This window comes from Patescibacteria group bacterium (assembly GCA_041649475.1).
Taxonomy (GTDB): Bacteria; Patescibacteriota; Patescibacteriia; order Magasanikbacterales; family GWA2-37-8; genus JBAZNA01.
In genome coordinates this window covers 79851-106715 of record JBAZNA010000001.1, presented here as the reverse complement: position 1 = coordinate 106715, position 26865 = coordinate 79851, and the positions used below count along the sequence as shown (strand labels likewise).

23 protein-coding genes, 4 tRNA genes and 1 pseudogene are annotated in these 26865 nt (G+C 42.7%); 17 read left to right on the top strand and 11 right to left on the bottom strand.

The window, feature by feature from the left end:
• Positions 1 to 153 precede the first annotated feature (153 nt).
• Positions 154 to 1557 carry a chromosomal replication initiator protein DnaA gene (dnaA, locus tag WC526_00570; protein ID MFA5061625.1) on the bottom strand — a complete coding sequence of 468 codons (1404 nt, stop codon included), beginning with the start codon at positions 1555 to 1557 and terminating at the stop codon, positions 154 to 156.
• 223 nt (positions 1558 to 1780) lie between these two features.
• Between dnaA and rpmH the strand changes: the two genes are divergently transcribed.
• The 3 genes and pseudogenes from rpmH (at position 1781) to yidD (ending at position 2608) form a co-directional block, all read left to right on the top strand.
• A complete protein-coding gene (gene rpmH, locus WC526_00565; protein ID MFA5061624.1) occupies positions 1781 to 1960 on the top strand; it encodes a 50S ribosomal protein L34 in 180 nt (59 codons plus the stop codon).
• Entirely contained in the window at positions 1923 to 2354 is a 432-nt protein-coding gene (rnpA, locus tag WC526_00560; protein MFA5061623.1) for a ribonuclease P protein component, read from the top strand. Before rpmH ends, rnpA begins: the two co-directional genes overlap by 38 nt.
• A pseudogene (gene yidD, locus WC526_00555) lies at positions 2351 to 2608 on the top strand (membrane protein insertion efficiency factor YidD). Before rnpA ends, yidD begins: the two are co-directional and overlap by 4 nt.
• A gap of 5 nt (positions 2609 to 2613) precedes the next feature.
• Here yidD and WC526_00550 read toward each other — a convergent pair.
• Positions 2614 to 3447, bottom strand: a complete 834-nt coding sequence (locus WC526_00550) for a deoxyribonuclease IV (GenBank protein ID MFA5061622.1) — start codon at positions 3445 to 3447, stop codon at positions 2614 to 2616.
• Between the two features lie 6 nt (positions 3448 to 3453).
• A complete protein-coding gene (tig, locus tag WC526_00545; GenBank protein MFA5061621.1) occupies positions 3454 to 4734 on the bottom strand; it encodes a trigger factor in 1281 nt (426 codons plus the stop codon).
• A 244-nt stretch (positions 4735 to 4978) separates the two neighbouring features.
• On the opposite strand from tig, the gene WC526_00540 reads away from it, so the two are divergent.
• The gene (locus WC526_00540) at positions 4979 to 5362 is read left to right on the top strand and encodes a hypothetical protein (GenBank protein MFA5061620.1); all 384 of its coding nucleotides are present in this window, start codon (positions 4979 to 4981) and stop codon (positions 5360 to 5362) included.
• 99 nt (positions 5363 to 5461) lie between these two features.
• Here the strand turns inward: WC526_00540 and WC526_00535 are convergent, their stop codons facing one another.
• Positions 5462 to 7447: a sodium-translocating pyrophosphatase gene (locus tag WC526_00535; protein MFA5061619.1), complete on the bottom strand. Its 1986-nt coding sequence runs from the start codon at positions 7445 to 7447 to the stop codon at positions 5462 to 5464.
• Between the two features lie 117 nt (positions 7448 to 7564).
• On the opposite strand from WC526_00535, the gene WC526_00530 reads away from it, so the two are divergent.
• The 5 genes from WC526_00530 (at position 7565) to holA (ending at position 13792) form a co-directional block, all read left to right on the top strand.
• Positions 7565 to 8887 (top strand): M23 family metallopeptidase, encoded by a 1323-nt coding sequence (locus tag WC526_00530; GenBank protein ID MFA5061618.1) that lies wholly within the window; start codon positions 7565 to 7567, stop codon positions 8885 to 8887.
• 72 nt (positions 8888 to 8959) lie between these two features.
• Entirely contained in the window at positions 8960 to 9688 is a 729-nt protein-coding gene (locus WC526_00525; protein ID MFA5061617.1) for an LAGLIDADG family homing endonuclease, read from the top strand.
• Positions 9671 to 9742: transfer RNA gene (locus WC526_00520), tRNA-Cys, on the top strand. Before WC526_00525 ends, WC526_00520 begins: the two co-directional genes overlap by 18 nt.
• A 28-nt stretch (positions 9743 to 9770) precedes the next feature.
• Entirely contained in the window at positions 9771 to 12443 is a 2673-nt protein-coding gene (polA, locus tag WC526_00515) for a DNA polymerase I (protein MFA5061616.1), read from the top strand.
• A 386-nt stretch (positions 12444 to 12829) separates the two neighbouring features.
• Positions 12830 to 13792 carry a DNA polymerase III subunit delta gene (holA, locus tag WC526_00510; protein MFA5061615.1) on the top strand — a complete coding sequence of 321 codons (963 nt, stop codon included), beginning with the start codon at positions 12830 to 12832 and terminating at the stop codon, positions 13790 to 13792.
• Between the two features lie 12 nt (positions 13793 to 13804).
• On the opposite strand, the gene rpsT is transcribed toward holA, so the two are convergent.
• Both rpsT and WC526_00500 read right to left on the bottom strand, forming a co-directional pair.
• Complete coding sequence (gene rpsT, locus WC526_00505; GenBank protein ID MFA5061614.1) at positions 13805 to 14044, bottom strand: 30S ribosomal protein S20; 240 nt, start codon at positions 14042 to 14044, stop codon at positions 13805 to 13807.
• Positions 14045 to 14124: 80 nt separating this feature from the next.
• A complete protein-coding gene (locus WC526_00500; GenBank protein MFA5061613.1) occupies positions 14125 to 15210 on the bottom strand; it encodes a DNA recombination protein RmuC in 1086 nt (361 codons plus the stop codon).
• A gap of 206 nt (positions 15211 to 15416) precedes the next feature.
• Here WC526_00500 and WC526_00495 point away from each other — a divergent pair.
• Both WC526_00495 and WC526_00490 read left to right on the top strand, forming a co-directional pair.
• Positions 15417 to 15488, top strand: a tRNA-Arg gene (locus tag WC526_00495).
• Positions 15489 to 15525: 37 nt separating this feature from the next.
• Positions 15526 to 15596 (top strand) — tRNA-Ala (locus tag WC526_00490).
• A 212-nt stretch (positions 15597 to 15808) separates the two neighbouring features.
• Here WC526_00490 and WC526_00485 read toward each other — a convergent pair.
• Entirely contained in the window at positions 15809 to 16168 is a 360-nt protein-coding gene (locus WC526_00485) for an LAGLIDADG family homing endonuclease (protein ID MFA5061612.1), read from the bottom strand.
• Between the two features lie 212 nt (positions 16169 to 16380).
• Between WC526_00485 and WC526_00480 the strand changes: the two genes are divergently transcribed.
• The 6 genes from WC526_00480 to ychF all read left to right on the top strand — a co-directional run bounded on the left by WC526_00480 (position 16381) and on the right by ychF (position 24231).
• Positions 16381 to 18669, top strand: a complete 2289-nt coding sequence (locus WC526_00480; GenBank protein ID MFA5061611.1) for a tetratricopeptide repeat protein — start codon at positions 16381 to 16383, stop codon at positions 18667 to 18669.
• 3 nt (positions 18670 to 18672) lie between these two features.
• Positions 18673 to 19305 carry a hypothetical protein gene (locus WC526_00475; GenBank protein ID MFA5061610.1) on the top strand — a complete coding sequence of 211 codons (633 nt, stop codon included), beginning with the start codon at positions 18673 to 18675 and terminating at the stop codon, positions 19303 to 19305.
• A 14-nt stretch (positions 19306 to 19319) separates the two neighbouring features.
• Positions 19320 to 20165, top strand: a complete 846-nt coding sequence (locus WC526_00470; GenBank protein MFA5061609.1) for a hypothetical protein — start codon at positions 19320 to 19322, stop codon at positions 20163 to 20165.
• Positions 20162 to 23008: a hypothetical protein gene (locus WC526_00465; protein ID MFA5061608.1), complete on the top strand. Its 2847-nt coding sequence runs from the start codon at positions 20162 to 20164 to the stop codon at positions 23006 to 23008. The genes WC526_00470 and WC526_00465 overlap by 4 nt, the downstream gene beginning before the upstream one ends.
• Before the next feature lie 41 nt (positions 23009 to 23049).
• Positions 23050 to 23123 (top strand) — tRNA-Ala (locus WC526_00460).
• A 34-nt stretch (positions 23124 to 23157) separates the two neighbouring features.
• A complete protein-coding gene (gene ychF / locus WC526_00455) occupies positions 23158 to 24231 on the top strand; it encodes a redox-regulated ATPase YchF (protein MFA5061607.1) in 1074 nt (357 codons plus the stop codon).
• Here ychF and WC526_00450 read toward each other — a convergent pair.
• Genes WC526_00450 through WC526_00435 form a run of 4 tightly spaced genes read right to left on the bottom strand, consistent with a single transcriptional unit; the run spans position 24221 to position 26861 of the window.
• Positions 24221 to 25450 carry a DNA methyltransferase gene (locus WC526_00450; GenBank protein ID MFA5061606.1) on the bottom strand — a complete coding sequence of 410 codons (1230 nt, stop codon included), beginning with the start codon at positions 25448 to 25450 and terminating at the stop codon, positions 24221 to 24223. The genes ychF and WC526_00450 overlap by 11 nt on opposite strands.
• Positions 25401 to 25751, bottom strand: coding sequence for a hypothetical protein (locus WC526_00445; GenBank protein ID MFA5061605.1), 351 nt, complete (start codon positions 25749 to 25751; stop codon positions 25401 to 25403). Before WC526_00445 ends, WC526_00450 begins: the two co-directional genes overlap by 50 nt.
• Complete coding sequence (locus WC526_00440; GenBank protein MFA5061604.1) at positions 25738 to 26277, bottom strand: hypothetical protein; 540 nt, start codon at positions 26275 to 26277, stop codon at positions 25738 to 25740. The genes WC526_00445 and WC526_00440 overlap by 14 nt, the downstream gene beginning before the upstream one ends.
• Positions 26274 to 26861, bottom strand: coding sequence for a hypothetical protein (locus WC526_00435; protein MFA5061603.1), 588 nt, complete (start codon positions 26859 to 26861; stop codon positions 26274 to 26276). The genes WC526_00440 and WC526_00435 overlap by 4 nt, the downstream gene beginning before the upstream one ends.
• Between the last annotated feature and the right edge of the window lie 4 nt (positions 26862 to 26865).

Genomic DNA, 26865 nt, shown 5'->3' with positions numbered 1-26865 from the left:
GTGTGGAAAATGTTGACTTACGGTGGTGTAACTGGTGAACGAATTTTTTATATTTAATTGCCCGGTGTATAAACCCCTTCAACTGTTGACGGTTTCAGGATAACTTTTTTGAGTTATACATAAGTTATACATTCTTTGTCAACAGCTTATCAACTAGATATTATTCACGTAGATTTTTTGTTTTATGAATTCTATCTCCTGCCGCAGTTTCAAATCCCTTTCTATCTCGCCGGTAATTTTATTGTCCGCGTGCATGGCTGTGGTGTGATCCCTGCCGCCAAGCTCGTTGCCGATTGCCGGGTAGGACATGTTCAATTCTTTTCTCATCAGGTGCATTATAATTTGTCTGGGCATGGAGAATTTTTTCTCCCGGCTCTGTCCCAAAATATCCTGGATGCTGATGGCATAAAATTGGCTGATGGCATCTATGACCTGTTGCGGGGTGACTGATCGCTGGATTGATTTTACTTCCAAGCTTGAGAGCAGGGTTTTTATTGAGGCCATGGTTGGTTCCATACTTTTTAACTGGTGAAATACAATAATTTTATTTAACGCCCCTTCAAGCTCGCGGATATTATGATGGATGGTGGCGGCCACCAATTGTAGGATCTCCTGCGCTAAAGGAAAGGCCTTTTCCGCGCATTTCTTCTGTAAAATAGCGATTCTTGTCTCTAAATCAGGGGCGGCTACATCAACGATCATCCCCCACTCAAAGCGGGATTTTAAGCGGTCTTCCAGGGCCGGAATAGCTTTTGGCGGTCGGTCAGAAGTCATTATTACCTGTTTGTTTTGTTGGTGGAGTTCATTAAAGGTATGAAAGAAAGATTCCTGGGTTCTGTCTTTACCGGAAATAAATTGGATGTCGTCAATTAGGAGCACATCAATGTTCCGGTATCTGTTTTGGAAGTTTTTGGCATTGCCATCTTTAACCGAAGAGATGAAATCATTGGAAAATTTTTCAGCGCTGGCATACATGATATTAAAGTTTGGATTTCTTTGCAGGAGATGGTTGCCGATTGCCTGGAGCAAATGTGTTTTTCCCAAACCCACGCCGCCATATATAAACAGAGGGTTGTAGGCCTCGCCCGGTTTGTTTACCACTGCTTGCGCGGCCGCGAATGCCAACTCAGAACCACTGCCAACGACAAAGTTTTCAAAAGCATATTTTGGATTCAAACCAAATTCGCCGATCCTTGGCGCCGGTCGAGATGTTTCTACTATAATATTTTCTGAAGATGGCACGGATGTTCCAGATACCCCATCTGCCGGCTGGCCTTGAGGAGTGGCCGTCTGGCTGGCAATGTTTTTTATGTTATATATCTTGTATTCCAATTTTTTCATTGGTTTTCCGGTGACCCGTTCCAATGACTTTACAATCATCTGATGATATTTTTTTTCTAGCCAGCCCCGATTGAATTCACTGGGGGTACACAAGATTACGCCGCCGTCTTGGTAATTTAAAATATCTGTACCTTTAAACCATGTAACGAAGTTTGGTTTAGAGATTGAGAGTTCTAATTCACCGAGCACAGCTTGCCAGATCTCGTGGTTGGTCATATATGAAATGATGAAGTTTAATCCGCCATTTGGCGAAGAGTGAATTCATTTTATCACATCAGAGGTGGGCTACCAATACTCGAGAAAAGGCAAAAGGGGGATATGCTGGGGAAAAACTGTGGATGGAACTTAGTTTGGCAAAATTTCCCTTGACACTGTAGAAATTTTTGAGTATAATTTGTTTGCGTAATAGCTCACGTATTAAACACTAAACGTTAATGTTATGTCAACTAAAAGAACGTACCAGCCAAAAAAGAGAAAGCGAGCCAAGAGCCATGGGTTTAGAGCCAGGATGAAAACCGCCGATGGCCGGATTGTTCTTAGCCGCAGACGTGCTAAGGGCAGAAAGAAACTTACAGTTTCGGATGAGAAGGTTGGCAAAAGACGAAGAAAAACAAGATAATGTGTTTCAAAAAGAAAATCGATTGGCAAAAGTCAGGGACTTCAATTTAGTAATGGAACATGGCCGTTGGGTCAATGGCCGATTTTTGGATATGCGGGTGCTTGAATTAGCCAAATTTCAGGATTATTTTCCTAAAAAAGAGGACCCGGATAAGTTTAAAAAACAGCTAAAAATAGCCATATCCGTGGGTTTGAAAGTGGAAAAAAAGGCAGTTAAGCGAAATCGGGCGAAAAGACAGATCGGAGAGGTTTTGCGACTTTTGGTAAAAGACGGACTTATAAAAGAGGGGTTTTATATACTGGTGGTGGTAAAAAAAGATGTTTTAGATAAAGATTACTCTGAAATTAGCCAAGAATTGAAATTATTGTTGAACCGGGCAAAATTATTAATATGATAAAGAAAATCTTCAATTTTATCTTATTCTTGCCAAGAATGCCGGTTTTGGCATTGATTAGAATTTATCAAAAGACGATTTCGCCGGACCACGGTTTGTATAAGTTCTTATTTCCTGATGGATACTGCAGATTTTACCCTTCTTGTAGTGAGTATGGGTATCAAACAATAAAAAAGAAAGGCCTGATCATTGGCCTTCCCAAAACACTGTGGCGGATAATGAGATGTAATCCGTGGAGCAAAGGCGGAGTGGATTTGCCCTAGCCCCTTATTTTTTTTAATACTTCCAAATCTTTTTCCACCAGATCCCCTTCGGTTTCTAAAACGAAATTGATATTTTGTAGTCGTTTATCATTTAGCAGGGTCTTGAAACCAGCTAAACCTATTTTTCCCTGACCAATATGTTCATGGCGGTCACGATGCGAGTTGAATTCAGTTTTGGAATCATTGCAGTGAGAGAGCTTTAATTTTTTCAGGCCGATAATTTCATCAAACTTTTTTAAGGTCGTATCAACTGCTTGCGGTGTGCGGCAGTCATAGCCGCTGGCAAAACCATGCTGGGTATCATAGCAGACGCCGATGTCATATTTTTTTAATTTTGGATGATTTAAAATTTCAGCGATATCTTCATAGGTGCCGCCAATCACATCCCCGGCTCCGGCCGAGATCTCAATTAAAAATTCCGTTGAGCCCTTATACCCTTTTAACATTTCATTTAGGCCGTCAATTAGTTTTTTAAATCCCCCTTCCCTACCCAGATCTTTGTAGGTGCCGAGATGAGTCATTAAATAAGTTGCGCCCAGGAGCGATGCGCGTTCAAGCTCCTCGCGGACAACCGTAATCGCCGCATGGTAGATGCGCGGATTGGCGGAAGCGAAATGAATGAAATATGGCGTGTGCACGTAGCATTCGTGCTGGCCGGCTGATTTGCAATTGCGCTTAAACTCGTCTGCGATTTTTTTATCCAAAGGTGCCACCCAGCCGCCGCGTGGAGAGCGAGTAAACATTTGAAAAACCTCACAGCCGATTCTGGCCGCGTTAAGCGGGGCGTTTGGTAAACCGCCGGCTATGGAAACGTGTGCGCCGAAGTACATACCTTATTATTTTACCACTTTTTCTTTTAAGAAGGCCAGTACCTTGCGGTTCTGCACGGTTAAAGCGATCGTGCTTATTACTTCAGGATTTTTTAAGTTCTCCTCAACGGTCTTGTCACCGGGATAGGCCTTTTTAATCATTTCTATTTCTTGTTTTATTTCCGGTTCTTCGGCCTTAATGTTGTTATCTACGGCTATTTGGCGTGAAATTAAGGCCGCTTTGACGCGTTTTGTGGCATTCTCGGTAAAATCATCATGGATTTGTTTCTCGGTCTTCTTCAGGTCTTTTAGGTAGTGTTCCATTTCAATTCCCTGGTGCTCCAACTGGTGTTTCAGTTCATGGAACATTTTGTGTTTTTCCGAATCCAAAAGCACTTCCGGGATTTCATCAAATTGTGCTTTGGCAATCAGCTGTTCAAAAATTTCAATTTCCATTTTTTGTTCGCTCTTATGCTGGGCATCCTCGGTTAAGTTTTTTACCAGCAGCACCTTTAATTTTTCCATGCTTTCCTGGCCGAGCGCTTTGGCAAAATCATCGTTTAGTTCTGGGTATTGCAATTCAAACACGTCTTTGACTTTGATTTTAAAATCAACATTCTTGCCGGCCAAGTGTTTTTGGTAATGGGTTTCCGGAAATTTCAGGGTGAATTCTTTTTCGTCGTCTTTTTTCAGGCCGATCAACTGTTCGGCAAAACCGGGAATGTAATGCGGTTCGCTTAAGTATACCTGGTGGCTTTGCGAATGGCCGCCTTCAACCGTAACTTTATCAATAAACATTTCCATGTTTAAAACAATCTTGTCTTCTTTGGCGGCCTTGTCGTTTTTGATGATTTCTTTGGGCTGCATTTTTTTCAGATCATTTAAAACGTCGCTTACTTCTTTTTCGCCAACTTCTTTTAATTCCTGTTTAACCTTAATTCCCGAAAAATCAGGCAGAGTTACCTTCGGTAGAAGCGCGACCACGGCCTTAAAAACAAACTCATTGCCCGGAGCCACTTTTTCAATCGTGATTTGCGGCATGCCCACGGTATTTATTTTTTCCTGATGGGTGGCCTCAAAAAAATTCTTTTCCACAATGTTTTGCATGGCCTCTTCCAGGATTTTTATTTCACCGAGCTGTTGTTTGACCATCTCATACGGCGCCTTGCCCGGACGGAAGCCCTTGATGGCGGCGCGCTCGGACAGACGCACAGCTGCATTTTCAAGGTCTTGCTGATAATCCTTGGCCTCAACCGTGATAGTGAATTCCAACTGGGACTTGTCTAGCTTTTTGATTTCGTATTTCATACGTAAATTTTTAAAAATATAGGTTCAGTTTAGTTTAAAAATACCAAAATGTCAATGGTTGACAAGAAAGGAGATGTTTACTATACTGCCTTGTTCATTGAAATTTAGAAATTAAAGTGGGTGGTGCTCACAAAGAGCGCCCACAGATGGCAAGGAGAGGGTGATGAAAAATTCGCTATTCACGTTGATGGTTTTGTGGTTTGTGTCCGGGTGCGCCGCGCCCCAACCGCATTTGTTGGACTGGATGATGAGGGAGGGTCGGCCCAATGACCAGCCCCACTGGCAGGGTGTCCTGCTTGTGAGCCGGCCAGAGCCAGACAAGCCCCGGGTGGTCGTTTTCTACATGGGGGCTGTGCCGATGGATGTCAATAACACCAGGGTGGAGGAAGGCAAGAAAGTAGGAGCTGTCTACAAGTTCAAACCCCCGGCCGGTACCGCGTTCGCGGAGGTTCGGCTTGAGGGTGAAGACATCCTGCTCGAAGCACCCCTGCCAACCGGCTGTCGCGAGGTGTATTTGCTTGAGCCGGTCGGACCAGGAGGGTTCTACACGCCCCAGCAGAAGATACGCGGTCAGCTGTATTCTCTCAAGAAGAGCACAGGCGGAACCGAGTGCGGAGGCCGTCGCTGATGCTGTGTGGGCGTGGCGCGAAGTAAGAGCACCACCATCCCACTTTAGTTTCTAAAAAAAGACGACCGTTTCAGGCGGCCGTCTTTTTTAATCTTTTAATTATTTCATCAACAATCCCACAATCAGCAAGGCCACAATGTTGGCCACTTTGATCATCGGATTGATTGCCGGACCGGCAGTGTCTTTGTATGGATCGCCGACAGTGTCGCCGGTGACAGCGGCCTGATGGGCAAATGAGCCCTTGCCGCCGTAATTTCCTTTTTCAATATATTTCTTGGCATTGTCCCAGGCGCCGCCGCCGGTGGTCATTGATATGGCCACGAATATACCGGTGATGATTGTGCCCAGAAGCAAACCACCCAGCGCCTCAACTCCCAGTAGCCAGCCGACTAAAATCGGCGCGACAATTGGAATCAAAGCCGGCAGAACCATTTGTCCGATTGCGCCTTTGGTAACAATATCAACCGCTTTGCTGTAATCCGGTTTGCCGGAGCCCTCCATTATGCCCGGGATTTCTCTAAATTGTCTGCGAACTTCTTCAACCACTTTTCCGGCAACCTTGCCCACTGACTCCATCAGCATTGATCCGAACAGATATGGCAGTAAACCGCCGATAAATAATCCGGCCAAAACTTTGGGATCATTGAGGAAAAATTTAACCAAGTCCGGAAGCTTGTGAGTGTAATCGGCGAAGAGCACCAGTGAAGCCAAGCCAGCGCTGGCAATGGCGTAACCTTTAGTCACGGCTTTAGTGGTGTTGCCAACCGCATCCAATTGATCGGTAATTTCACGCACGTTTTCCGGCAAGTTGCTCATCTCGGCAATGCCGCCGGCATTATCTGTAATCGGTCCGTAAGCATCAATGGTAACAATAATTCCGGTGAGCGAAAGCATGCTCATAGCGGCGATAGCCACACCAAATAAGTCAGCCAGCCAGTAGGCGCCGAGGATGGCGGCCACAATCGCCAAAACCGGCAGAGCGGTTGATCTCATAGAAACAGCCAGACCGGCAATGACGTTTGTGCCATGTCCGGTTTCACTGGCCTTGGCAATACTTTTTACCGGATTATATTTTGTTGAAGTGTAATACTCTGTTATCCAAACCATTAGTCCGGCCAGAACCAAACCAATCACTGAACATAAATAGATTTTGTTTACGCTGTAGCCGGCTAAGTCACCTACCAGCCATTTTGTCACCGGGTAAAAACCGATTAAAGCCAAGGCGCCGGCTGCCAGCAGTCCTTTATACAGCGCATTCATTATGTTATTAGTTTTGCCTAGTCGTATAAAGAAAGTTCCCAATATGGAGGCAATGATTGAAACACCGCCGAGTATCAGTGGGTAAGCCACAGCTTTGTCATTTCCAATAAACAACAATGAACTTAAAACCATAGCCGCAATGGCTGTCACTGCGTAGGTTTCAAATAAGTCAGCGGCCATGCCGGCGCAGTCACCAACATTATCACCAACATTATCGGCAATAACCGCCGGGTTGCGCGGATCATCTTCAGGAATGCCTTTTTCCACCTTTCCCACCAGGTCAGCGCCAACATCAGCGGCTTTGGTAAAGATACCGCCGCCAATTCTGGCAAAGACCGAAATTAAACTGCCGCCAAATCCCAAACCGATTAAAGCGGAAATATCATGAGTTAGCAAATAAAAGCCGGCTACACCTAAAAGTCCCAAACCAACCACCAGTAAGCCGGTAATTGAGCCGCCTTTGACCGCCAAGTTTAAAGCTTCTTTTAAGCCCTTTTTAGCTGCTTCACTGGTGCGCACATTGGCGCGCACGGAAATATTCATTCCAATCATGCCGGCCAGTCCGGACAAAACCGCCCCGATTATAAAACCAATGGCTGTCATCCAATCAACAAACAATCCCAGCAAAATAAAAACAACTATCGCCACATATGCAATAGTTTTATATTGCCTGCCAAGATAGGCCTTGGCCCCGTCTTGGATAGCTTTGGCAATCGCTTTCATGCGATCATCCCCGGCCGGTTGTTTGTTTATCCAACCGATTAATACCACTCCGTATATCACTGCCAACACTGCCGGCAGTAGGGCAAAAAGGGCTACAATCATAACCCGAATTGTTAAGAATTAATGACGGGTCGCTTGAGGCGACTAAAGTTGTTCTGTTCAATATATTATGCTAATATAGATTTCACGTCAAGGCAGAGATTCTGCTTTAGCACCTCTATGAAATACAAAATTTTGCTAAGAATACTGCAGATTTTGATATATATCAAAAGATTTTTTTGGTGGCTAGGCGCCAAAATTATTTTTGTTTTTGTTTTAATTTTTCGACCGGTTTGGGTTGCCTTGGGGTTTGTGGTTTATAAGATTAGTTATGGTATAAAGCACATCGCGGGAGCAGCCGGTTTAAACACTCAAATGTTAAGGCGGGATAATTTACAAATTTTAATTCTTTTAATCTTGTTTTTAGTCGCCATACCCCAAACCAAGATTTATGCCAAGAAGGATCTAAGCATGCCCGGTCAGAATACCATTGCTTATGCTTTAACCGGATCGGAAGAGAGTGTTAGTTTGGAAGAAGTAGTTTCAAACTCAACAGGCAATACATTTAATAATAACGATGCCTCGTGGCGTAACGGTGTGGTGGCCAGTTCTCAAAATCCGGAAGGTTCAGTATATTGGCGGCCACAGGACTTGTCCGGGGTAATGGCCGGCGGTTCGGCTTTGTCCAAACCGAAGCTTATACCCGGGGTAATTTTGGGCGGCACCAGAACTGAAGTCATTGTATATGTAGTACAACCGGGCGACTCTTTAAGCGAAATTGCGGCTCAATTTGGCGTTAGTGTGGCCACGGTTTTATGGCAGAACAAACTTGGCCTAAATTCATATATCAGACCCGGAGATAAGCTTGAAATTTTGCCGGTTACCGGTTTGACGCATACTATTAAAAAGGGTGATAGTTTAGCTAAGATTGCCAAATTATACGGCACTACTGCCGATGGTATTATAAAGTTTAATAAACTTAAACCGGACGGCTCTGATTTGAAGGCCGGAGAGAAAATTGTTGTGCCCAACGGTGTTATGCCTCAAAGCTCGGTTGCCTCGGTGCCGAGAACCTATTCTTCTTTTGTGAAAGCGGCGACACCGCCCAACTCAACCGGGAGGGCATCTCTATCAGGATTTGTCTGGCCTACCGGAGCTAAAACCATTACTCAATATTTTTCTTGGTCGCATCAGGCGGTTGATATAGCCGGTCCGTTACTGACTCCAAATTATGCTGCCAAAGCCGGAGTAGTAAAACTTGCCCAATGCGGATGGAATAATGGCTATGGATGTACTATTGTGATAGACCATGGTGGTGGAGTAACAACCAGATATTCTCATAACGCAAAACTTTTGGTAACCCCGGGAGAATATGTTACTGCCGGTCAAACCGTCGGACTTATGGGCAATACCGGCAATGTCCGCGGCAGAACCGGAATACATCTTGATTTTAGATTGGTTATAAACGGAGTTTACGTGAATCCGTTGAACTATATTAGGTAACTATCTTAAAAGTAGATTGCTCTTTTACAATATGGTATACTGCCTGCAGTATATTTCCTTACCTCTTATATTATGGGGATTAAATATAAAGTTAATGAAAATTTTTTTTGCAGATGGGATCCGTCCATGGCATATATACTTGGTTTTTTATTTGCCGATGGAAGTTTAGAGGATGCTTCTTATTTAAGAGGAAAATACTTAAGAGTTAGCAATATTAACAAAGATAGCGTCTCTTATATCAAGAAGAGCTTGGAAGCTGAACATCCTATTCTAGAATTACCACCCAGAAAAGAGAAACATAAACCCCGTTATTTTTTAAGGATAGGCAGTCATAAAATGTATGATTCTTTGGTTAAGTTACAAATGCATCCCAATAAGTCACTCACTGCACTTTTTCCTGATGTTCCAAAAAAATATTTAGGAGATTTTATAAGAGGTTATTTTGATGGAGACGGCTGTGTTCACCTATCTTTATCAGAAGGGAAAAAACAGAAAACAATAGTAAGGAAATTACAGGTAATATTTACGTCTGGTAGCCAAAAATTTTTAAAAGTTTTGAGTGAAAGATTGAGTAATTTTTGCGGGGAGATTAAAATAAGCAATAGCCACAGATCTTTTCAGCTCCGCTATAATACCAGACAAAGTATCAATATTTTTAGATTAATGTATCAAAATGCACCTAAGGGATTTTGTTTTAAAGATAAATTGACAGTATTCATAAAATACTTTAAACTAAGGCCTGTTTCTGCTGATAAAATGGTTAAAAATATTTTATTAAAATTTGGCCACGTGGTGAAGTAGTTAACACCGCGGTCTGCAAAACCGCTATCATGGGTGCAAGTCCCATCGTGGCCTCAAATATTCTCAATATAGCTAAACAAATATGTCCCGCTATATAGTTATTGACGGCAACGCCATTGTGCATCGCGCCTATCACGCCCTTCCTCCGCTCACAACCAAAGCCGGAGTGATGGTTAATGCTGTTTACGGCTTTACTTCAATGTTGTTAAAAGTTTGGCACGATTTGAAACCCGATTGTATCGCGGTGACTTTTGATATGGCCGGGCCGACTTTCAGGCACGAAAAATATAAAGCGTATAAAGCCACGCGAGTGAAAGCGGATCAGGAACTATATGACCAAATTCCCTTGGTGCATGAGGTAGTTAAATCCTTTGGTTTGCCGGTGTATGAGAAAAAGGGATATGAAGCCGATGATGTGATCGGCACTATAGTGAAACAATTAAAAGATGAAGTGTTTATTGTTACCGGTGACATGGACACACTCCAGCTAATCCGGGACGGTGTTAAGGTTTATACTTTGCGCAAAGGCATGAGTGATGTGGTTGTTTATGATGAGGACGAATTTAAAAAGAAATTTGGTTTTGGGCCGGAGTTGATGGTGGATTATAAGGCCTTGCGCGGCGATGCGTCGGACAACATTCCGGGCGTGCCGGGCATTGGCGAGAAAACCGCCATGGAGCTGGTGCAAAAATTTGGCACCATAGAAAATATCTATAAGAAATTAAAGAATGATAAGAAAAAAATAGAGGCCGAACTAAAGCCGGGCGTGATTAAGAAGTTAGTTGAAGGTGAGGACTTGGCTAAGATGAGCAAAGAATTATCAACCATAGATTGCGATGTGCCTGATATTAAGTTTGATTCCGAACATTGCCGAATAAAGGAATTTGATAAAGAAAAAATCAATGAATTGTTTCAGAAGTTTGAGTTTGTGTCTTTGCTTAAGCGCGTGCCCGGATTTATGGCGGCCGGTGAATTTGGAGGGACGAAAAAAACCAAAGAGAAAAAAATAAAAGCCGAAGAAGTTAAACTTGTTGAAATAAAAAACGAAGAAGAACTTAAAAAATTGTTCAAAGCGATCAGAGAAAGAAAAAGTTTTGCCGCACGCGCGGTTTTGGACAACCCGGAGCCGCTTGACGCCAATTTGTTGGGGATTATTTTTATAGCCGGCCCGGAAGCATATTTTGTCGGGGATAATTATTTGAAAAAGGTCTGGGAAATTTTCAGTGATAAAGATTTGGAATTGGTCGGGCATGATTTAAAGGATTTGGTAAAAGTTTTGAAATTAAAAAATGTTGAAATACAAAACAGAATTTTTGATGTGATGATTGCTTCCTATCTGCTTAATCCCGGCAGCCGCGCGCATGATATTCCCAGCGTGGTCTTAAAGGTTTTGGGAAAGGGACTGACTGCCGCGAGCGGACAAGAGAGCTTGTTCGGCATTGATAAAAAATCTTTGGCCTACGAATTGTTTTTAATCAGTCAGGCCAAAGAAAAATTGAGCAAAGATTTGGAGAAAGCCGATAATTTGGGGTTGTTTAATAAAATAGAAATGGCCTTGATACCAGTTTTGGCGCAGATGGAACTAAACGGCATTGCCGTTGATTTGAACCTGCTTAAAGATTTGTCTAAGGATGTTAATGAAGAAATAAAAAGTGAGACCAAAAAAATCTATGAAATGGCCGGAACTGAATTTAATATCGCCTCCCCTATTCAACTGCGGGAGATTTTGTTTGATCGGCTCGGGCTTTCTGTTATCGGAATTAAAAAAGGCAAAACCGGATTATCCACTTCAGCCGAAGAGCTGGAAAAATTGCACGGTCTGCATCCGATTATTGAAGAAGTAGAAAATTATCGTGAGTTGGCGAAATTACAGAACACCTATATAGATGTCCTGCCGACTTTGATCAACAAAAAAACCGGACGCATTCATACGCATTTTAATCAGGCGGTCGCAGCCACCGGACGATTATCAAGCTCTGATCCTAATTTACAGAATATCCCGATTCGCACCGAGTTAGGCAAAAAAGTAAGGGAGACCTTTGTCTCCGAGCCGGGGAATGTGCTCATCAGTGCTGATTATTCGCAGATTGAGTTGCGCATTGTGGCTTCTATGGCGCAGGACAAGACCATGATTGAGATTTTCAGTAAAGGCGAGGATATTCACAAAGCCACAGCCGCGGCTATAAATGGCGTGCCACTCCAAGATGTTACGCCGGATATGCGTTATCGGGCCAAGGAAGTAAATTTTGGTGTTTTGTATGGCATGGGAGCATATGGTTTGAGTTGGCGCACCGGCATCTCCCAAGCCGAAGCCAAAGATTTTATTGCTAAATATTTTGCGGCTTTTAGCGGTGTGCGCGAGTACATTGCTCGCACTTTGGAATTTACAAAAAAAGAGGGTTATTGTGAAACATTGTTTGGGCGCAGGCGGTATATTCCCGAACTCAATGCCAGCAACCATCAGTTACGCGCGGCCGCGGAGAGAATGGCGATTAATCACCCGATTCAGGGCACGGCCGCGGATCTGATGAAGATGGCAATGATTGAAGTTGAAAAAGAAATCGCGAAACTGCAGAAAGACGGCGACATCAGAATGATTTTACAGGTGCATGATGAGTTGGTTTTGGAGGTAAAGAAGGGTTTAGAAGAAAAAGTTTCTAAAATAGTGAAAGAAGTTATGGAAAATGTGGTTAAACTTCGCGTGCCGATTGAGGTTGGGGTTAACTTCGGCCACAGTTGGGGTAAATTGAAATAAAAAAATGAGGGGAAGTCGCCTAGGCGACTGAACCCCTCGAGGCGCCGGCTCTACCGGCGCGAGTCGGGCGACCTTGCGGTCGTCCGTTTTGTCCTCTCCTTCAGTTGTCTGATCCCTGAATTGCGGTGTTGCCATGTAGGTTGGCTTACTGGATCGTCACCCTCACTTGGGCGCTGTGCGCCCCCCTTCGAGGTTTTGTTCCGTTCAGGCCCGCAGGCGTCCGTGGAACTGGGCCGGTCGGCCCCTGCACTTGACGTGCACGATCCCTCTGCCTCCTTGCCGCGGCTCGACGCGGTTTGGTCTGGAAACATTATATATTAATTGATGAGTCAGGTCAAGCAGTTATTGCTCAATTTCAAAGAAAGTATTAAAATGCCCTGGCAAGTATGATCATATTTATCCACGGTGAAGACACCTATCGCAGCAGTAATTACCTAAAGCAAACTGTTGACCGGTTTAAAAAAGAAAGAGACCCGCAGGGCCTTAATGTTGTGGTTTTGGACGGACAAAAAGATGAAGCCGGCCGGTTTTGGGATGAGATAACAGCCGCGCCCTTTTTGGCCGAACGCCGTATGGTGGTGATAAAGAATGTTTTGAGCAACAAAGATGCGGATATTATTGAGGCGCTCACTGAAGGGATAAAGAAAAAGCGGATTCCGGAAAATAATGTGGCGGTTTTTTATCAAGCCGAGCCGCTCGGAAAAGCAAAAATCGGGCAGGATCTTAGCAAGCTTCTGGCCAAAGAAAAATGGGCCATGGAATTTGAAAATTTGTCCGGTGCCAAGTTGTCGGCTTGGGTAAAAGCTGAAATCACCCAGCGCGGCGGCAAAATCAGTCAGCCCGCGATTAACTATCTCTGTCAAAATATCGGCAAAGACGTCTGGTATTTGGATTCTTTAATGGATCAATTGGTTTCTTTTGCCGAACAAAAAGAAATTTCTCTGTCTGACGCGCAGTTATTTTTGGAAGAAAAAATTGATGACAGCATTTTCAATATGGTGGATTCTATTATTGCCGGCAACCGCAAACTGGCCTTTAAACTTTTGCAGGAACAGCGCCGCACCGGCAATGATGATATGTATATATTTGGAATGATATTACGGCAGTTTAGGATTTTAATTGAAATGAGGGATTTGTATAACCGGGAAGAAAATATCACCAGCGACGCGGTCGCTAAAAAATTGGAATTGCATCCGTTTGTGGTTAAAAAAAGTTTACCTTTGATGAAACGGTATTCTCTGGCCAAATTAAAGGAAGTTTACAAACAGCTTCTTGATATTGATATTAAAACAAAAACCGGTCAGGGCGACCAGTCATTGCTTATTGATTTGTTTGTGGGAAAAATCTGATCTGTTTGCGGATTACTTCGCGGCTATCTTTTTTACCAATCTGGATAACCTTCGAGCTGCGGTATTTTTTTTGATCACGCCGGTCTTGGCGGCTTTATCAAGCGCTTGTTGGGCCGCTTTAATCGCTTCGGCTGATTTATCTTTTAAGGCCTTCTTGATTGCGGTTCTAAACGCGTCGCGTTTGATGGCGTTTGCGGCTGCGCGTTTTGCATTTTGTCGCAAAGCTTTCTTTGCATTTTGTAGATTTGGCATAGTTTACATTAATGATTCAAATTTGAGAGCGTGGATATAATAGTATAAATTGGCGGGAAAGTCAAGACCGCTCCTAGGGATTATTCATCCATTATTGGTTTCTCTATTTGCACCGGTTCAATTGTTTTGTCTCCACCGGCAATTTTTATCACGTCTTTATCCATTTTGTTAAATTCTTTATAGGCATTATTATATGAGTTGACAGTGGTGGAAAGATTGGCGCCGAGTTTTTTTAAATACTCGTCATAGGCCAAAATATGCTTGCCCAACTCCTCTACTCTTTTTCTGATTTCTTTGGCTGATTCCTCTATTTGTAAAGCTCTTAAACCCTGTAAAACTGTCTGTAAATAAGCCAAAAATGATGTTGGTGAAACAATAATGACATGCCTTTCCTTAAAGGCGTATTCTATTAAAGCATGGGTGTTGGATTTAATAGCTCCAACCTGATTGATAAGCAAGTCATAGTAGATTCCCTCGGCCGGAATGAACATAAAGGCGAAGTCCATGGTGTTTTCTTTTGGCTTAATATACTTGCTTGTTTCATCTATGCGATTTTTCAAATCCTTTTTAAAGGCAAGCTCCAGTTCGGCGCGTTTGTCCGGATTTTTTTCTTCAATTAAGCGGTTATAATTTTCCAAGCTAAATTTGGAGTCAATTGGTATGACTTTATCTTTTACAAAAACAGCCGCATCCACAATATCGCCGTCGGAAAATTTATATTGCATCTGATATGCGCCCGGGGGCAGAACATTTTTTAAAACAGTTTCCAAATAATATTCACCGAGGATGCCCCTGTGTTTAGGGTTCTGCAAAGTGTCTTCCAAAGTTTGCAATTGGTCGGCAAAATTTACGATTTGTTTATTGGTTTCGTCCAGCTTTGTTAATTTTTCGGTGATGTCGGTTATCACTTTTACACTCTGGTTGAATTGTGATTGGATGGTTTTGTTTATATTTGCTTGTGTTTCCGTCATTACTTTATGTGTGTCGCTCATTTTTTGATCCATTAGCCGGTTTAGATCCTGAATTTGATTCTGCAACATTAAAAATAAGTTCTGATCCCCTTCTTTGGGCTTTTGTGATTCCTGGAGTTTTTTATATAGCAGGAAGAGAATAGCTAAGGTGGCGACAAGGATTATTAAAACAATTGTGAGTAATAGGGATTGCATAGGAAAAATATTTTATTAGTGGTATTGGTTATCTTTGAACGGGTTATGGTCGCCACAGCGACCATCCCTGAGTTCGCACGAAGAAAGTGAAAAGATAACCAATACCACCAGGTTAAATAGATTCTATCACCTCCATTGATAATTGTAAATTTATTAACATAAAAGGTCTTGTCAAAGTGTAAATCTTCGTGTAAAATTGCCCCAATGCCCCCATAGTTCAATGGATAGAACAGGTCCGTCCTAAGGACAAAATGTGCGTTCGATTCGTGCTGGGGGCACAGGTGGTAGAAAAAGTATACAACAATCTATACAAATGGGCCTATGGTCTAGTGGTATGACGCAGCATTCGCATTGCTGAAGCGGCAGTTCGATTCTGCCTAGGTCCACAAGTGTTGGAGTAGCCCTATGTGGGCTATTTTTGTATTATTTGGGGATAACTCTGTGTATAAAGCGTGGACTATGGGGATATTTGTATACAATATTGTATACAAACTTTGTTTTCAACAGGGCATAAGCATCTCAACTTGGGCTTTAAAAATAGGTCAAATGTAATGTTTCACAGGAAACAAATAGTGTTTCACATTAAACGCTTAATCATTTATTTTTGGTCTATACTAAGCATCTTGTCTCTCCAGGCCTCAAATTTGGCTTTCTTTGTCCCATATAGGCGTTTATCTAAAAGAGGTATGATAACACTGGTTATTGAGGCCCGGCTTCTAATAAGCATAAGTACATAATGCCTATTTTGGTGATTATACTGGTAGACAACCTCTTTTAATCTAAGTTTGGACTTAATAAGCTCAAAGAGTTTCTGCTCGTCGGCACGCATTTTGAGCTGAAATACAGGAATTGACTTCTTGTTTTGTTTGATCCACATGAAAGCGCCCTCTATTGCGATTACACCGGCAATAAAATCAAGGGAGGGGAGTCGGCGCTCTTTTTTTAAGGTTTTTATCATAAATGCGGTATAGTGGTATAATAGTATAAATGTTCCACTGTGAAACATTATAACATAATATCATATAATACTACAAATTTTAATAATTTAACAATAATTTCTTTCCACAGGATATCAACCGTATAATTTTGTGCGTCCGCGCTAAATATGGTATAATCTATACATATTAAAAACGCCAAGGCCTCATACTTGGTTAATTAAAAATAAGTAATATGCCAAATATTTCAAATCAGCGGCTGGTTAAAATTTTTGATGTTTTATCCTATGTGTTTTTAATCGCAAACATCATTGCCGTACCGCTTTTTATAGATAAAAATCTAATTAATTTTTTTATTATACCTAAGCAGTATCTATTTATCGGCTTGTTGCTGTTTAATCTCTTTTTCTTTGCGGCCAAAATCGTCTTGTCCAAAAAAATTGTTTACAGAAAATCAATTTTGGACATACCGCTTTTGATTTTGTTAGCCGTAGCTTTAATTTCTTCTCTCTTTTCCAACAATCTTTATGACAGTTTCTTGGGCAGAGGTGAATATTTTGTCATAAATTTTGTTTTCTTGCTTTTTTCAGTCATCTTTTATTACATTTTTATCAACAGCATTAATAGTCCGGAGAGGTGGCGGAGTATCATGGATATCGTTTTGGGCGTCGGCGGTTTTACCGCCATTCTGTTCATACTGAAAGTTATTTTTGGTTTGAATTTGCCCTGGGTCGGTTCGGTTTGGAATGTCGTTGACGGCACAAACAGCGGATTTGGTTTGTGGCTTATTGTTATCTTTATATTATCAGCCGGCTTGCTCATTAAGAAAAATATCGGAGTTGGCAGAGCCCTTTTCTATTTCTTTGTCATGATATTGGCGTTTGTGCCATTGCTCGCAATGGGCTTTAAGGTCTTGTGGTGGGTGCTCTTAATTGGCTTAATTCTGCTATTATTACTTGGTGTGAGTTTTATCCATGAAGCCAGAGTCGGTTGGCTTTCGGTTTTATTTGCGGTTCTGGTTGCGACCTGTATATTCATAATTTTCGGCAGTCCCAAATCGCTTCAGTCGGTTTTACCAGTTGAGGTTTCTTTAGATGTAAGTCCTTCCTGGTCAATTACAAAATCAACGATGTTTTCCGGAGCGAAAAATTTCTTGTTTGGCAGCGGCTTGGGTACTTTCTCTTATGATTTCTCCAAATTTAGAACCGCTGACTTTAATTATGATCAGGTGGCTTGGGCCTTAAGGTTTAATCAGCCCTTCAACTCTTTCTTTGCCGTTATTTCTGAAGGGGGAGTGCTGCTCACCTTGGGGTTTGCCTTCTTGTTGTTGTTTGTGTTAGGTCATGTGTTTACCACCTGGTTCAAATCGCGCGGATCTGATCAAAACATCTCCTTAAGTTTACAACTTAATAAAACCAATATCCGGTTGGATGTGTTTTTGGTCGCGATTGTTTGGTTGGTGCTGTGGGTGGGTATGGCGACAAATTTTTACGCCATTCCTTTGTGGCTGATGTGGTGGCTGATGCTGGGAATGATAATCAGCGGCTTGTCTTTGCTTGGGCATAATGTGGTGAAAGAGCATCACTGGACATTGGAAGATACGCCTCAATACAATTTAGCTTTTTCTTTTAGCTTGATTATTGTGATGGCTGTGGTGGTTATGGTGGGCGTGCTTGGCGTCAGGTTTTACTTAGCTGATATGGCTTATGCGCAGGCCTTGAACAGCAAGGATGCGGCCGGCGCCCAATCAAAATTACAACAAGCAATTACACTGCACGGCAGTTCCGACATCTTTCATGTGGCCATGGCGCAAGTGTATCTGCTTGAAGCGAGCGATGCTTCCAAAGAGAAACAGCCGGATATGCAGAAGGTTGGAAATTATATGGCTCAAGCCGTAAATGAAGCCCGCGCGGCCACGGATTTGTCTCCGAATACGGTGGCAATTTGGGAAAATTTAGCCACCATGTATGAAAACGCGTCCTTAATTGTTCCGCAAGCCGGAGATTGGGCGATTAAATCTATTACTTCGGCCATTGATTTAGAACCGACAAATGCGGTTTTGTATTGGCGGATAGGAAACGATTATGCGGCGTCAAACAATATTCCCAAAGCTATTGAAAGCTATCAGAAAGCCATTGATCTTAAAAAAGATTATGTTGGCGCTTATGTTGCGCTCTCCGGTGCTTATGAAGCCAACAAAGAAATGGACAAGGCAGTGGATACTTATAAGAATGTTATTTCGGTTGCCTCAAATAATCCGGAGGCCCTGTATAACTATGGGCGTTTGCTTTATAACCGGAATACAGGAAGCGACAGAAGCGATGCGGAGAAATTATGGCTCCAAGCCGTTAATCTCCAACCCAGCTATTCCAATGCTTTATATAGTTTGGGTTTGCTTTATGAAATCAAAGGGGATAAAGCCAAGGCCCTGGAATACTATTATAAAGTTAAGGACTTGAATCCGGACAATAAGGATATAACTGCAAAAATAAAGGCATTGGTTGGCGGGACTAGTTCACAATAAAGTATGTTGAGAAAAAAAATAATACATATTTTTTTCCTGCTCGGTTTTTTATTATTCCCTCTGTGCGCATTGGGGATGATGTCTTCAACAAATTATACAATTTATGCCGATACGGTTGATTCCGGTGGAGTTTATAGTTCGGGCGGAGCATATACCTTGCAAGATTCAGCCGGTGAGAGCCCTGCCGGTTTTACTACCAGCAGTATTTATGAAGTGCGGGGAGGTTATCAAGCCATGGAACGCAGTTCAATCAGTTTAACCCTTAGCAGTGCCAGTTTGGATTTGGGCACGATGAGTGTGAGTCAAGTAAATAGTGCCAGCACAACAGCCAGCGTGGTCACTAATTCCGAGAGTGGTTATTCTTTATCTGTCGGCAGTGTAAGCGGTTCCAGTTTAACAGGAGTAGCAGATGGCTCTGTTACAGCCGGTTCTGAAGAATACGGCGTGTCCTTGGATGGATCGGACAAATTATTTTCTGACGATGAATCTATAACCGCGGGACTTGGTCTGGCTTCTTCCAGTACGCCGATTACAAGCGCGGGCACAATTTTGACATTTAAAGCAGCAATTGGTAGTGGAACTACAGCTGGTGCCAGGAGCCAGACCATTACTCTTACGGCATCGGCTAATTTTTAAGACCGAAAAAAATTATGGGCTTAAAAAAAACAGCTATTTTGGTGTTTTTGAGCGCTGTGTTTTTGTGGGCAGGACAAGCATGGGCCTTTAGTATTTCTCCGACACGCACACTAATAACTGCTGATCCGGGGACAAGCCAGACGGTCTCGGTTACTATTAACAATAACGGCACAAATTATAGCGCTTTTATTTTTAAAGTTTTAGGGGCTGTTGAAGACGAAAAGGGCAGGCCAGTTTTTGGCACGGGCATTGAGGTAGCTGAAAATTGGGTTGTATCTCTAGGCGATGGTAAGTTTCTTGTTAAAATTCCCAAGGATGCGGCACCCGGTTCGCATTATTTGGGATTGGCAGTTATACCAACGGCCGAAACACGGGGCAAAATCAGTTTAAATACACAACTTGTTAGTTTGCTTACTATACAGGTGAGCGGAGTGGTGCATGAAGCTGTAAGTATTAATAATTGGAAGGTTGAGAAGAAACTGGCTGAAAATGGTTGGGTTTTTGAACTGGGGCTTGTAAATAATGGGAATATTGAGGTGCCGCTCTCCGGTTCGGTGGTTATAAAAGATTTTAGAGGAGTTAAAGTTTTTTCAAGTGATATAAATTTGGGTAATAAGTTACTGGCCGGATCCTCCAGAAATTTAAAGCCCGAAATCGGCGCAGGTTCCGGAGTCGTTTGGCCGGGATTATATAAGGTGCAGGTCAATGTTACCTACGGGAAGACAGGACAACTCGTTTCAGCTGTTTATGATTTGTGGTATTTTCCATGGTGGAGCCAGGCATTATTTGTGGTTTTAATTTTGGCATTCTTTATCTTGTTGAGATTTTTGAGTATCAGAAAGAAAAATAGACAGTTATGAAATTTGGGTTCAAAATCAAGCATGTATTTTTACTGGCAGTGCTGGGCATACTTTGTTTTACTCCGGTTTTTGCCGAAACCACCAATAGTGATATTAATGTTCAGTTAACTGTACCACAGGGCAACTCTGGCGGGGGAGAGGTAACACCGCCGACAGATAATGCCCCGGTTATTTCCGGTGTTACCACTTCAACTTCCTTCTCATCGGCTGATATAAGCTGGAGCGCCACCGATGATCATGGTATCACCACTGTTAGTTTTGTTTACGGCACCTCGCTGATTTATGGTAATTCAGGAACTGTGGTTGGAACTTATGGCGTGAGTTTGTCCGGTTTAACTGATGCAACCTTATATTACTTTAAAATTTCCGTTACCGACACCGCTTCGCAGACGACTGTTTACACCGGGACATTTCAAACTTTATCATTATCGCATCCGGCGCCAAATATCAGTTTTGTACAAGTCCTGGTTGGGATGACCACTGCCACCATAAATTGGGTGACAGACCAGCAGGCCGATAGCCAGGTAAATTACGGCCTGACTTCAGCTTATGGTAATACTGTTTCAGAGAGCGCCTTAATTCTCGTTCACAGTATTAATCTTTCCGGCCTGATACCGGATACGACTTATCATTTTAGGATAATTTCCACAAATAGTTATGGTAGCAGTACGAGCACTGCAGACGCAGTTTTTAAAACTAATAAGGATACGATTCCGCCTCCGGATGTTTCTAATGTTAATTTAACCACGACTACCAATTCAATAAATTTGACTTGGGAAAATCCAAGTTTGGGTAGTGTGCCGGATTTTGCCGGCGTTAAAGTAGTTAGAAAGATCGGTTCGCCGTCTGCAAACATTTCAGACGGCACCCTGCTATACACCGGAACCGGGGAATTTTTTAATGATACAAATCCGGCTAAAGATATCGATTATTTTTACACAATTTTTTCTTTTGACACTTCCGAAAATTACAGCCCTGGAGTTTTTAGAAGCGGGAGATTGCCAACGATTATTCCTCCGCCAATTAAAGTGGAAATTTGTAATAATGGCATGGATGATGATGAGAATGGCTTAGTTGATTGTAATGATCCGGTGTGTATAAGCGCGCCAAACTGCCAAATTACGCCTCCGCCAACCACTACGCCTCCGGAGCAGCCGCCGGAAACCGAGAAACCGCCGGAATCATCGGTGCCGACATTTTTAAGAATCAATTTAAGCGATTTGCTTTTTTTGGTGGGCAATAGGCAAATCAGGTTGGTTCCAAGCGGCGATATTTTTTCAAGTTTGGCCGGTATAACCTTAAGTGTTGGAGTGCCGGCTAATGTTTTGGCCATGAACCCACAGAGCATGGTGGTGAAGATCGGCACCGACCAGCATCAGTTTGTTTATGATTCCGGTTCTAAGGTATATTTTTCTAATTTTTCTTTTCCCAGCTGGCAAAATTTTCAGGCCTATGTGGAAATTGATTATGGCTCCGGCCAGTTGGATTCGGTTGGCTTTAAATTGAATGGTTTGCCTTGGGGCGTGGTTAGTGATAATTCTGGCAACGCGCTCCCTGATGTTAATGTAACACTGTTACGGACAAACGGGTCAACTGTTTCAGTTGATCAGTATGGAGAGCTTAACCCGTTGGTTAGCGGGGCTGGTGGCGCTTTTGGCTGGATGGTTCCAAACGGGGCGTATTCACTTTCTTTTAGCAAAGACGGATATTATGATGCGTCCATTTCGTCTTTAAATGTTAGCAATAATACAATTAATAGCCGGGTTAGTTTGATAAAAAGACCGCCAAAGTTGTTGGAAGATATAAAACCAGAAGCACCGCTTGCAGAAAACGCGGTTGTGGTTGCTAAGAATATTCTCGCGCAGACCAAGGCCATTTCCGAAGTCACTGTCCAAAAAATAAATGAAGTGGTGCAAAATCCGGTAGTTCAGCAGACCAACCAACAGGTCGTGGTGCCGACCGCGATCGCGGTGGTGGCAATCGGGGCGATCCCATTAATATCATGGATAGATCTTTTACCGCTCTTGCGTTTGTTGTTTTTACAGCCACTATTGTTGTTTGGCGGCAAGAAACGCGAGAAGTGGGGAATGGTGTACAATTCTTTGAACAAGTTGCCGGTTGATTTGGCTATTGTTCGTTTAATAAATATAGAAAATAATAAGCTGGTGCAATCAAAAGTGACAGACGCGCAAGGGCATTATATTTTTATTGTTGATTCGGGAAAATATAAAATTGAAGTTGTAAAAAATAATTTTGTTTTCCCGTCCGCGCTTTTGGCCGGGTTTCAAAGCGATGGGCAGAAGGTTGATATTTATCACGGGGAGGTGATAGAGGTTACCGACTCCGGCGCGTCCGTTACTGTGAATATACCGCTTGATCCGGCTGGTGAGTATAAACGGCCGTCCAGATTGATTTGGGAAAGCATTGGCCGTAAATTGCAGGTTGTTTTGTCCTGGTTGGGTTTGATAGTGACTGCCATTTCATTATACATATCTCCCAAATGGTATATTGGCGCGCTTTTGGCCGTTCATATTATATTGTTTTTCTTATTTAGACGGCTGTCTATGCCACCGAAGACAAAGAGTTGGGGTATTGTTTATAATGATGCCAATAAACAACCGATTGGCCGAGTTGTGGCCCGGTTGTTTAATTCGCAATTTAATAAATTGGTTTCAACCCAGGTGACAGATAATAAGGGTAGGTATTCATTTTTGGCCGGTGATGACAGTTACTATATAACCTACGAGCACAAGGATTATCAGCCGCATAAGACGGAAAATATTGATTTGCACGGGAAGAATTCAGAGGCCGTGGCGCCGGATGTGGAGTTGAAGAAACATTGACATTACTGTAATTTCCAAGTATATTTGTAGAGATTTAGTTTGGGCCTTTAGCTCAGCTGGCTAGAGCGCTTCCATGGCATGGAAGAGGTCATGGGTTCAAATCCCATAAGGTCCACAAAGGCGCGTTGTTCGCGCCTTATTTAAAAAATATGTCTCTCTCCGTCGGCATCGTCGGCCTGCCCAATGTGGGAAAATCCACTTTGTTTAACGCGCTCACGCGCTCAAAGCAGGCAGACGCGCAAAATTATCCGTTTTGCACCATAGACCCAAATGTGGGTGTGGTTGAGGTGCCTGATTTTCGGCTGGCACAGTTGGCCAAGGTTTCAGATTCAAAAAAAATCATCCCCACCGTGATTGAGTTCGTGGATATTGCCGGGTTGGTGAAGGGCGCGTCCGAAGGGGAGGGCTTGGGTAATAAGTTTTTGTCACATATCCGCGAAGTGGATGCGATTGTGCAGGTGGTGCGGGCGTTTTCTGATAGCAATGTAATTCATGTGAATAATAAAGTGGATCCGAAAGAAGACGCGGATGTTATAAATTTAGAATTGGCCCTGGCAGATTTACAAACCGTTTCCAAAAAATTGGATAATTTAAAAAGATCAGCCAAAGGCGCGGCGGCTAAGGATTTTGTTAAACAGATTGAACTGTTTGAAAGGGTTAACGCACAACTGGAAGCCGGTAAACCGGCGCGGGATTTGGAATATAATGAAGACGAGACCGTTTGGATGAAAGAAACCCAGCTTCTGACAATGAAACCGATGCTGTATGTAATAAATTCGGACGAAAAGCCCGGCACAGCGCCGGCATTAGATCAAAAAGGTACGGCCCAAATTCAGATCAGCGCTAAATTAGAAGCCGAGCTGGCCGAATTAAGTGACGAAGACGCCAGAGGGTATTTGAAAGAATTAGGCATGACTGAAACCGGTTTAGACAAGCTGATTACTGCCAGCTATAAACTGTTGGATTTGGTGACATTTTTGACTTCAGGCGAGCCGGAAACTCGTGCCTGGACAATAAAGAAGGGGGCTAAGGCCCCGCAGGCCGCCGGTGTGATTCATACTGATTTTATTAAGGGCTTTGTCAAAGCTGATGTGGTGAACTGGAAGGATTTTATTGAGTTTGGCGGCTGGAGCAAAATAAAAGAAACCGGGAAGGTGCGTTTAGAAGGCAAAGATTATGTGGTGAAAGACGGAGACGTTTGCTATTTTCACATCAGCGCCTGAATCTCCAGATTTCCCGGCCAATTTTTTGGTCCGGGCGGGCGTATAATAATGAAGTGTGATTTTCAAAAAGTTTTTCGGTTGCAAAACCGATTTTTTTTATTTCATTTTCGCAGTTTATTTTCAGCCATTCGTTTTTATATCTGAAACAGGGGATAATAAACACAACAACCCCGCCCGGCTTTAAGATTTTATAAAATTCTTTAAATGAAGCCAGATATAATTCTTTCAGTTCGGCCATTTGCACGACAAGCTGGCTTTGGGTTTCATAACCTTTGAGCGGGTTGCCTAAAAAAGGTTCAGTTACAATCGCGCTTACACCGCCCTTAACTTTTTTTGATAGATTTTTTATATCATTTTGAAAAATCTCCACCTTACTGGCCCCGACTTCAAATTTATCTTTAATCCATTCTATATTTTTTTGCGTGTCGCTGATCGCTTTTTCGGAATTGTCCGCGCCAATCAAATTTTCATACTCCAACAACATCGCCTCGGTTAAAATTGTGCCTGATCCGCAGAAAGGATCCAGCAAAACCCCGTCTTTCGGGCACTGGGCTAAATTTATCATCATCATGGCCAGCTTTGGCGGCAGCATACCGCTTAAGTCGTCTCGTCCGGGCCGGCCAAAGTCGCGGAAACTGAATTCTTCAAATGGCTGAACAGCCAAAGTTTTGGCTACTGTGAATTGCCGTGCGCCAGATGTTCCAGTTGTAATTAAAAATTCCCGTCCGCGTTCAGTCAGCCCATTTTTATCAACCGTGACCGAAGACAAAACCGGTTCGCGGTTCTCAACATACCGGACTGAATACCCCTCGGCTTTCAATTTTTTCTTTATATTTAAGCCAAATTTTTTCACCCAAGACATCTGCTCTGATTTTTCACCTTGCGAATAAAAACTCAAACCGAAATTGATTTTTCCTTCAACTGTTTCAAGCTCGCGCGCTATCAGATCGGCCATTTGTTCTTCACTTAAGCCGCCGCCGATTTCTTCGGCAATTTTAATAGTGCCGCCGAATTCTGTAATCAGTTTTTTGGCGTCAAATTTGTTTAAAACAGCTTGTAAAATCGGCGGTGCGAATTTGTACTCGCTCAAATTTAAAACCGCGTGCAGTTCTGCCGCGGCGATAAGTGATTCGCGCCCCAAAACAAACCAGTACGCGCAGTCACGACTCTTATTGGCTGATTGTGCTGGTTGAACTGGTTGGTATTGATGAGCCGGCATAAGAAAATATATTTCTGATCGTGCGTGAAATTTGTTTTATTTCCGCCTTTTGTTTAAGTATGTCCTGCGCTTTTGTATAATCTTGGGAATTTAGGGTGGTCCAGTTTATATTTGCATTCAGTTCGGTGATGGCGTAGGTATTGGAGATGGTAGTATAGATGTTTTGATAAATAAAAACATAGGTGAGCAAAGCGCCGCCGATCAGCGCGCCCATGATAATTATATTAATAAATCTCCACAAGGCGTATTTGCCCGTGTAGGTTACCAGGAATGGTGTTTTAATTTTTTTATTGGCTGACATACATGCCGAGCGTTAAGTTCAAACTGACTTGCGAGGTTAGGTCGCCATTTCTGGTAAAAACCGGCGTTATCTGGAATTGTTCAATGTTTAAGAAATAAATTGAGGATTCCAAATCAGTCGTATAGTTCAGGATATTTAAATAATCTCCGGAAAGGGTCATGGCGATAGTTATTTTATTATTGGTGATTTTATCAAGATCGGAATTATTTATGGCCTGGGTTAATTTGTGTTTGGCGGAAAGATTTTCAAGGTAGGTGATTAATTGTAACTCGTTGCCTTTTTTAAAGATATGCGACTGCAAATCAGGCAGGGTACTCTTGATTTCAGTCAGCCGTTTTCTGGTGACTCTGGAACGGAGCGTTTGCTGGTATTTTTCTTCCAAGAAGGCGCGCAATTGAGACGTTTGGTCGTTTATTTTTTGAATATAATAAGTGGTCGGCCAGAAAATTCCGAAAGCAATTATTAGAACTGCGAGCGCCAGTATGCCAACCTTTAAAATTGTTCTTTTGGTTAAATCAAGCTTCATAGGTCTGAATCTGCTGGGGCCGATCTGGATGGTTCTTTGCTGCCAATTGGCGGCAAGCCCTTGAGACCGGACGTAAACTGAAAATTAATGTTTTCTTTTTGAAAAAGTTGGGAAGCGGGTGTTTCAATTCCGCTTAACCAGGTTATGCTCTGGAGTTTGCTTTGAAAATTAAGCAACGCCTCTCTGGTTTTGGCGGTTCCGGATAAGATTAAATTTTGACTTGTTCTGTCAAACTGCATGGAATTGATTTTAATATCGGGCGGCAGATCGGAAATAAGCTCGGTAAGTTTCGGGGTGATAATGCCGTATTCTCTGCTGATCTTGATTATTTCACCAACGGCGTCGTTAACAATTTTTACGTCTTTATTGTATGAATAGGAATCGCGGTTTACTAAAACGGCGCTGGATACCAAGTCAGCGTATTGATTTTCCAAAATCATCCAGCTCCAGATTAAGGTTATGGCCAGAGTGGCGAACACAATAATAACGATTTCTAATATATCTTTGGTCATCAAAAAATTCAGCACATATTCCAATCTGGATTTTTTAGGCGGCGGCAATAGATTCAAATTTATATTCATCATAGCG

Excerpts from the sequence above, each read along its gene's own strand:
- WC526_00440 (MFA5061604.1), bottom strand. The coding sequence starts at position 26,277 with ATGAAGCTTGATTTAACCAAAAGAACAATTTTAAAGGTTGGCATACTG.
- WC526_00470 (MFA5061609.1), top strand. The coding sequence starts at position 19,320 with ATGGGCTTAAAAAAAACAGCTATTTTGGTGTTTTTGAGCGCTGTGTTT.
- holA (MFA5061615.1), top strand. The coding sequence starts at position 12,830 with ATGATCATATTTATCCACGGTGAAGACACCTATCGCAGCAGTAATTAC.
- WC526_00450 (MFA5061606.1), bottom strand. The coding sequence starts at position 25,450 with ATGCCGGCTCATCAATACCAACCAGTTCAACCAGCACAATCAGCCAAT.
- WC526_00540 (MFA5061620.1), top strand. The coding sequence starts at position 4,979 with ATGATGAGGGAGGGTCGGCCCAATGACCAGCCCCACTGGCAGGGTGTC.
- WC526_00435 (MFA5061603.1), bottom strand. The coding sequence starts at position 26,861 with ATGATGAATATAAATTTGAATCTATTGCCGCCGCCTAAAAAATCCAGA.
- WC526_00480 (MFA5061611.1), top strand. The coding sequence starts at position 16,381 with ATGCCAAATATTTCAAATCAGCGGCTGGTTAAAATTTTTGATGTTTTA.
- WC526_00465 (MFA5061608.1), top strand. The coding sequence starts at position 20,162 with ATGAAATTTGGGTTCAAAATCAAGCATGTATTTTTACTGGCAGTGCTG.
- WC526_00550 (MFA5061622.1), bottom strand. The coding sequence starts at position 3,447 with ATGTACTTCGGCGCACACGTTTCCATAGCCGGCGGTTTACCAAACGCC.
- WC526_00535 (MFA5061619.1), bottom strand. The coding sequence starts at position 7,447 with ATGATTGTAGCCCTTTTTGCCCTACTGCCGGCAGTGTTGGCAGTGATA.
- WC526_00525 (MFA5061617.1), top strand. The coding sequence starts at position 8,960 with ATGGGGATTAAATATAAAGTTAATGAAAATTTTTTTTGCAGATGGGAT.
- dnaA (MFA5061625.1), bottom strand. The coding sequence starts at position 1,557 with ATGACCAACCACGAGATCTGGCAAGCTGTGCTCGGTGAATTAGAACTC.
- WC526_00485 (MFA5061612.1), bottom strand. The coding sequence starts at position 16,168 with ATGATAAAAACCTTAAAAAAAGAGCGCCGACTCCCCTCCCTTGATTTT.
- rpsT (MFA5061614.1), bottom strand. The coding sequence starts at position 14,044 with ATGCCAAATCTACAAAATGCAAAGAAAGCTTTGCGACAAAATGCAAAA.
- ychF (MFA5061607.1), top strand. The coding sequence starts at position 23,158 with ATGTCTCTCTCCGTCGGCATCGTCGGCCTGCCCAATGTGGGAAAATCC.
- rpmH (MFA5061624.1), top strand. The coding sequence starts at position 1,781 with ATGTCAACTAAAAGAACGTACCAGCCAAAAAAGAGAAAGCGAGCCAAG.
- WC526_00500 (MFA5061613.1), bottom strand. The coding sequence starts at position 15,210 with ATGCAATCCCTATTACTCACAATTGTTTTAATAATCCTTGTCGCCACC.
- WC526_00530 (MFA5061618.1), top strand. The coding sequence starts at position 7,565 with ATGAAATACAAAATTTTGCTAAGAATACTGCAGATTTTGATATATATC.
- tig (MFA5061621.1), bottom strand. The coding sequence starts at position 4,734 with ATGAAATACGAAATCAAAAAGCTAGACAAGTCCCAGTTGGAATTCACT.
- rnpA (MFA5061623.1), top strand. The coding sequence starts at position 1,923 with ATGAGAAGGTTGGCAAAAGACGAAGAAAAACAAGATAATGTGTTTCAA.
- polA (MFA5061616.1), top strand. The coding sequence starts at position 9,771 with ATGTCCCGCTATATAGTTATTGACGGCAACGCCATTGTGCATCGCGCC.
- WC526_00445 (MFA5061605.1), bottom strand. The coding sequence starts at position 25,751 with ATGTCAGCCAATAAAAAAATTAAAACACCATTCCTGGTAACCTACACG.
- WC526_00475 (MFA5061610.1), top strand. The coding sequence starts at position 18,673 with ATGTTGAGAAAAAAAATAATACATATTTTTTTCCTGCTCGGTTTTTTA.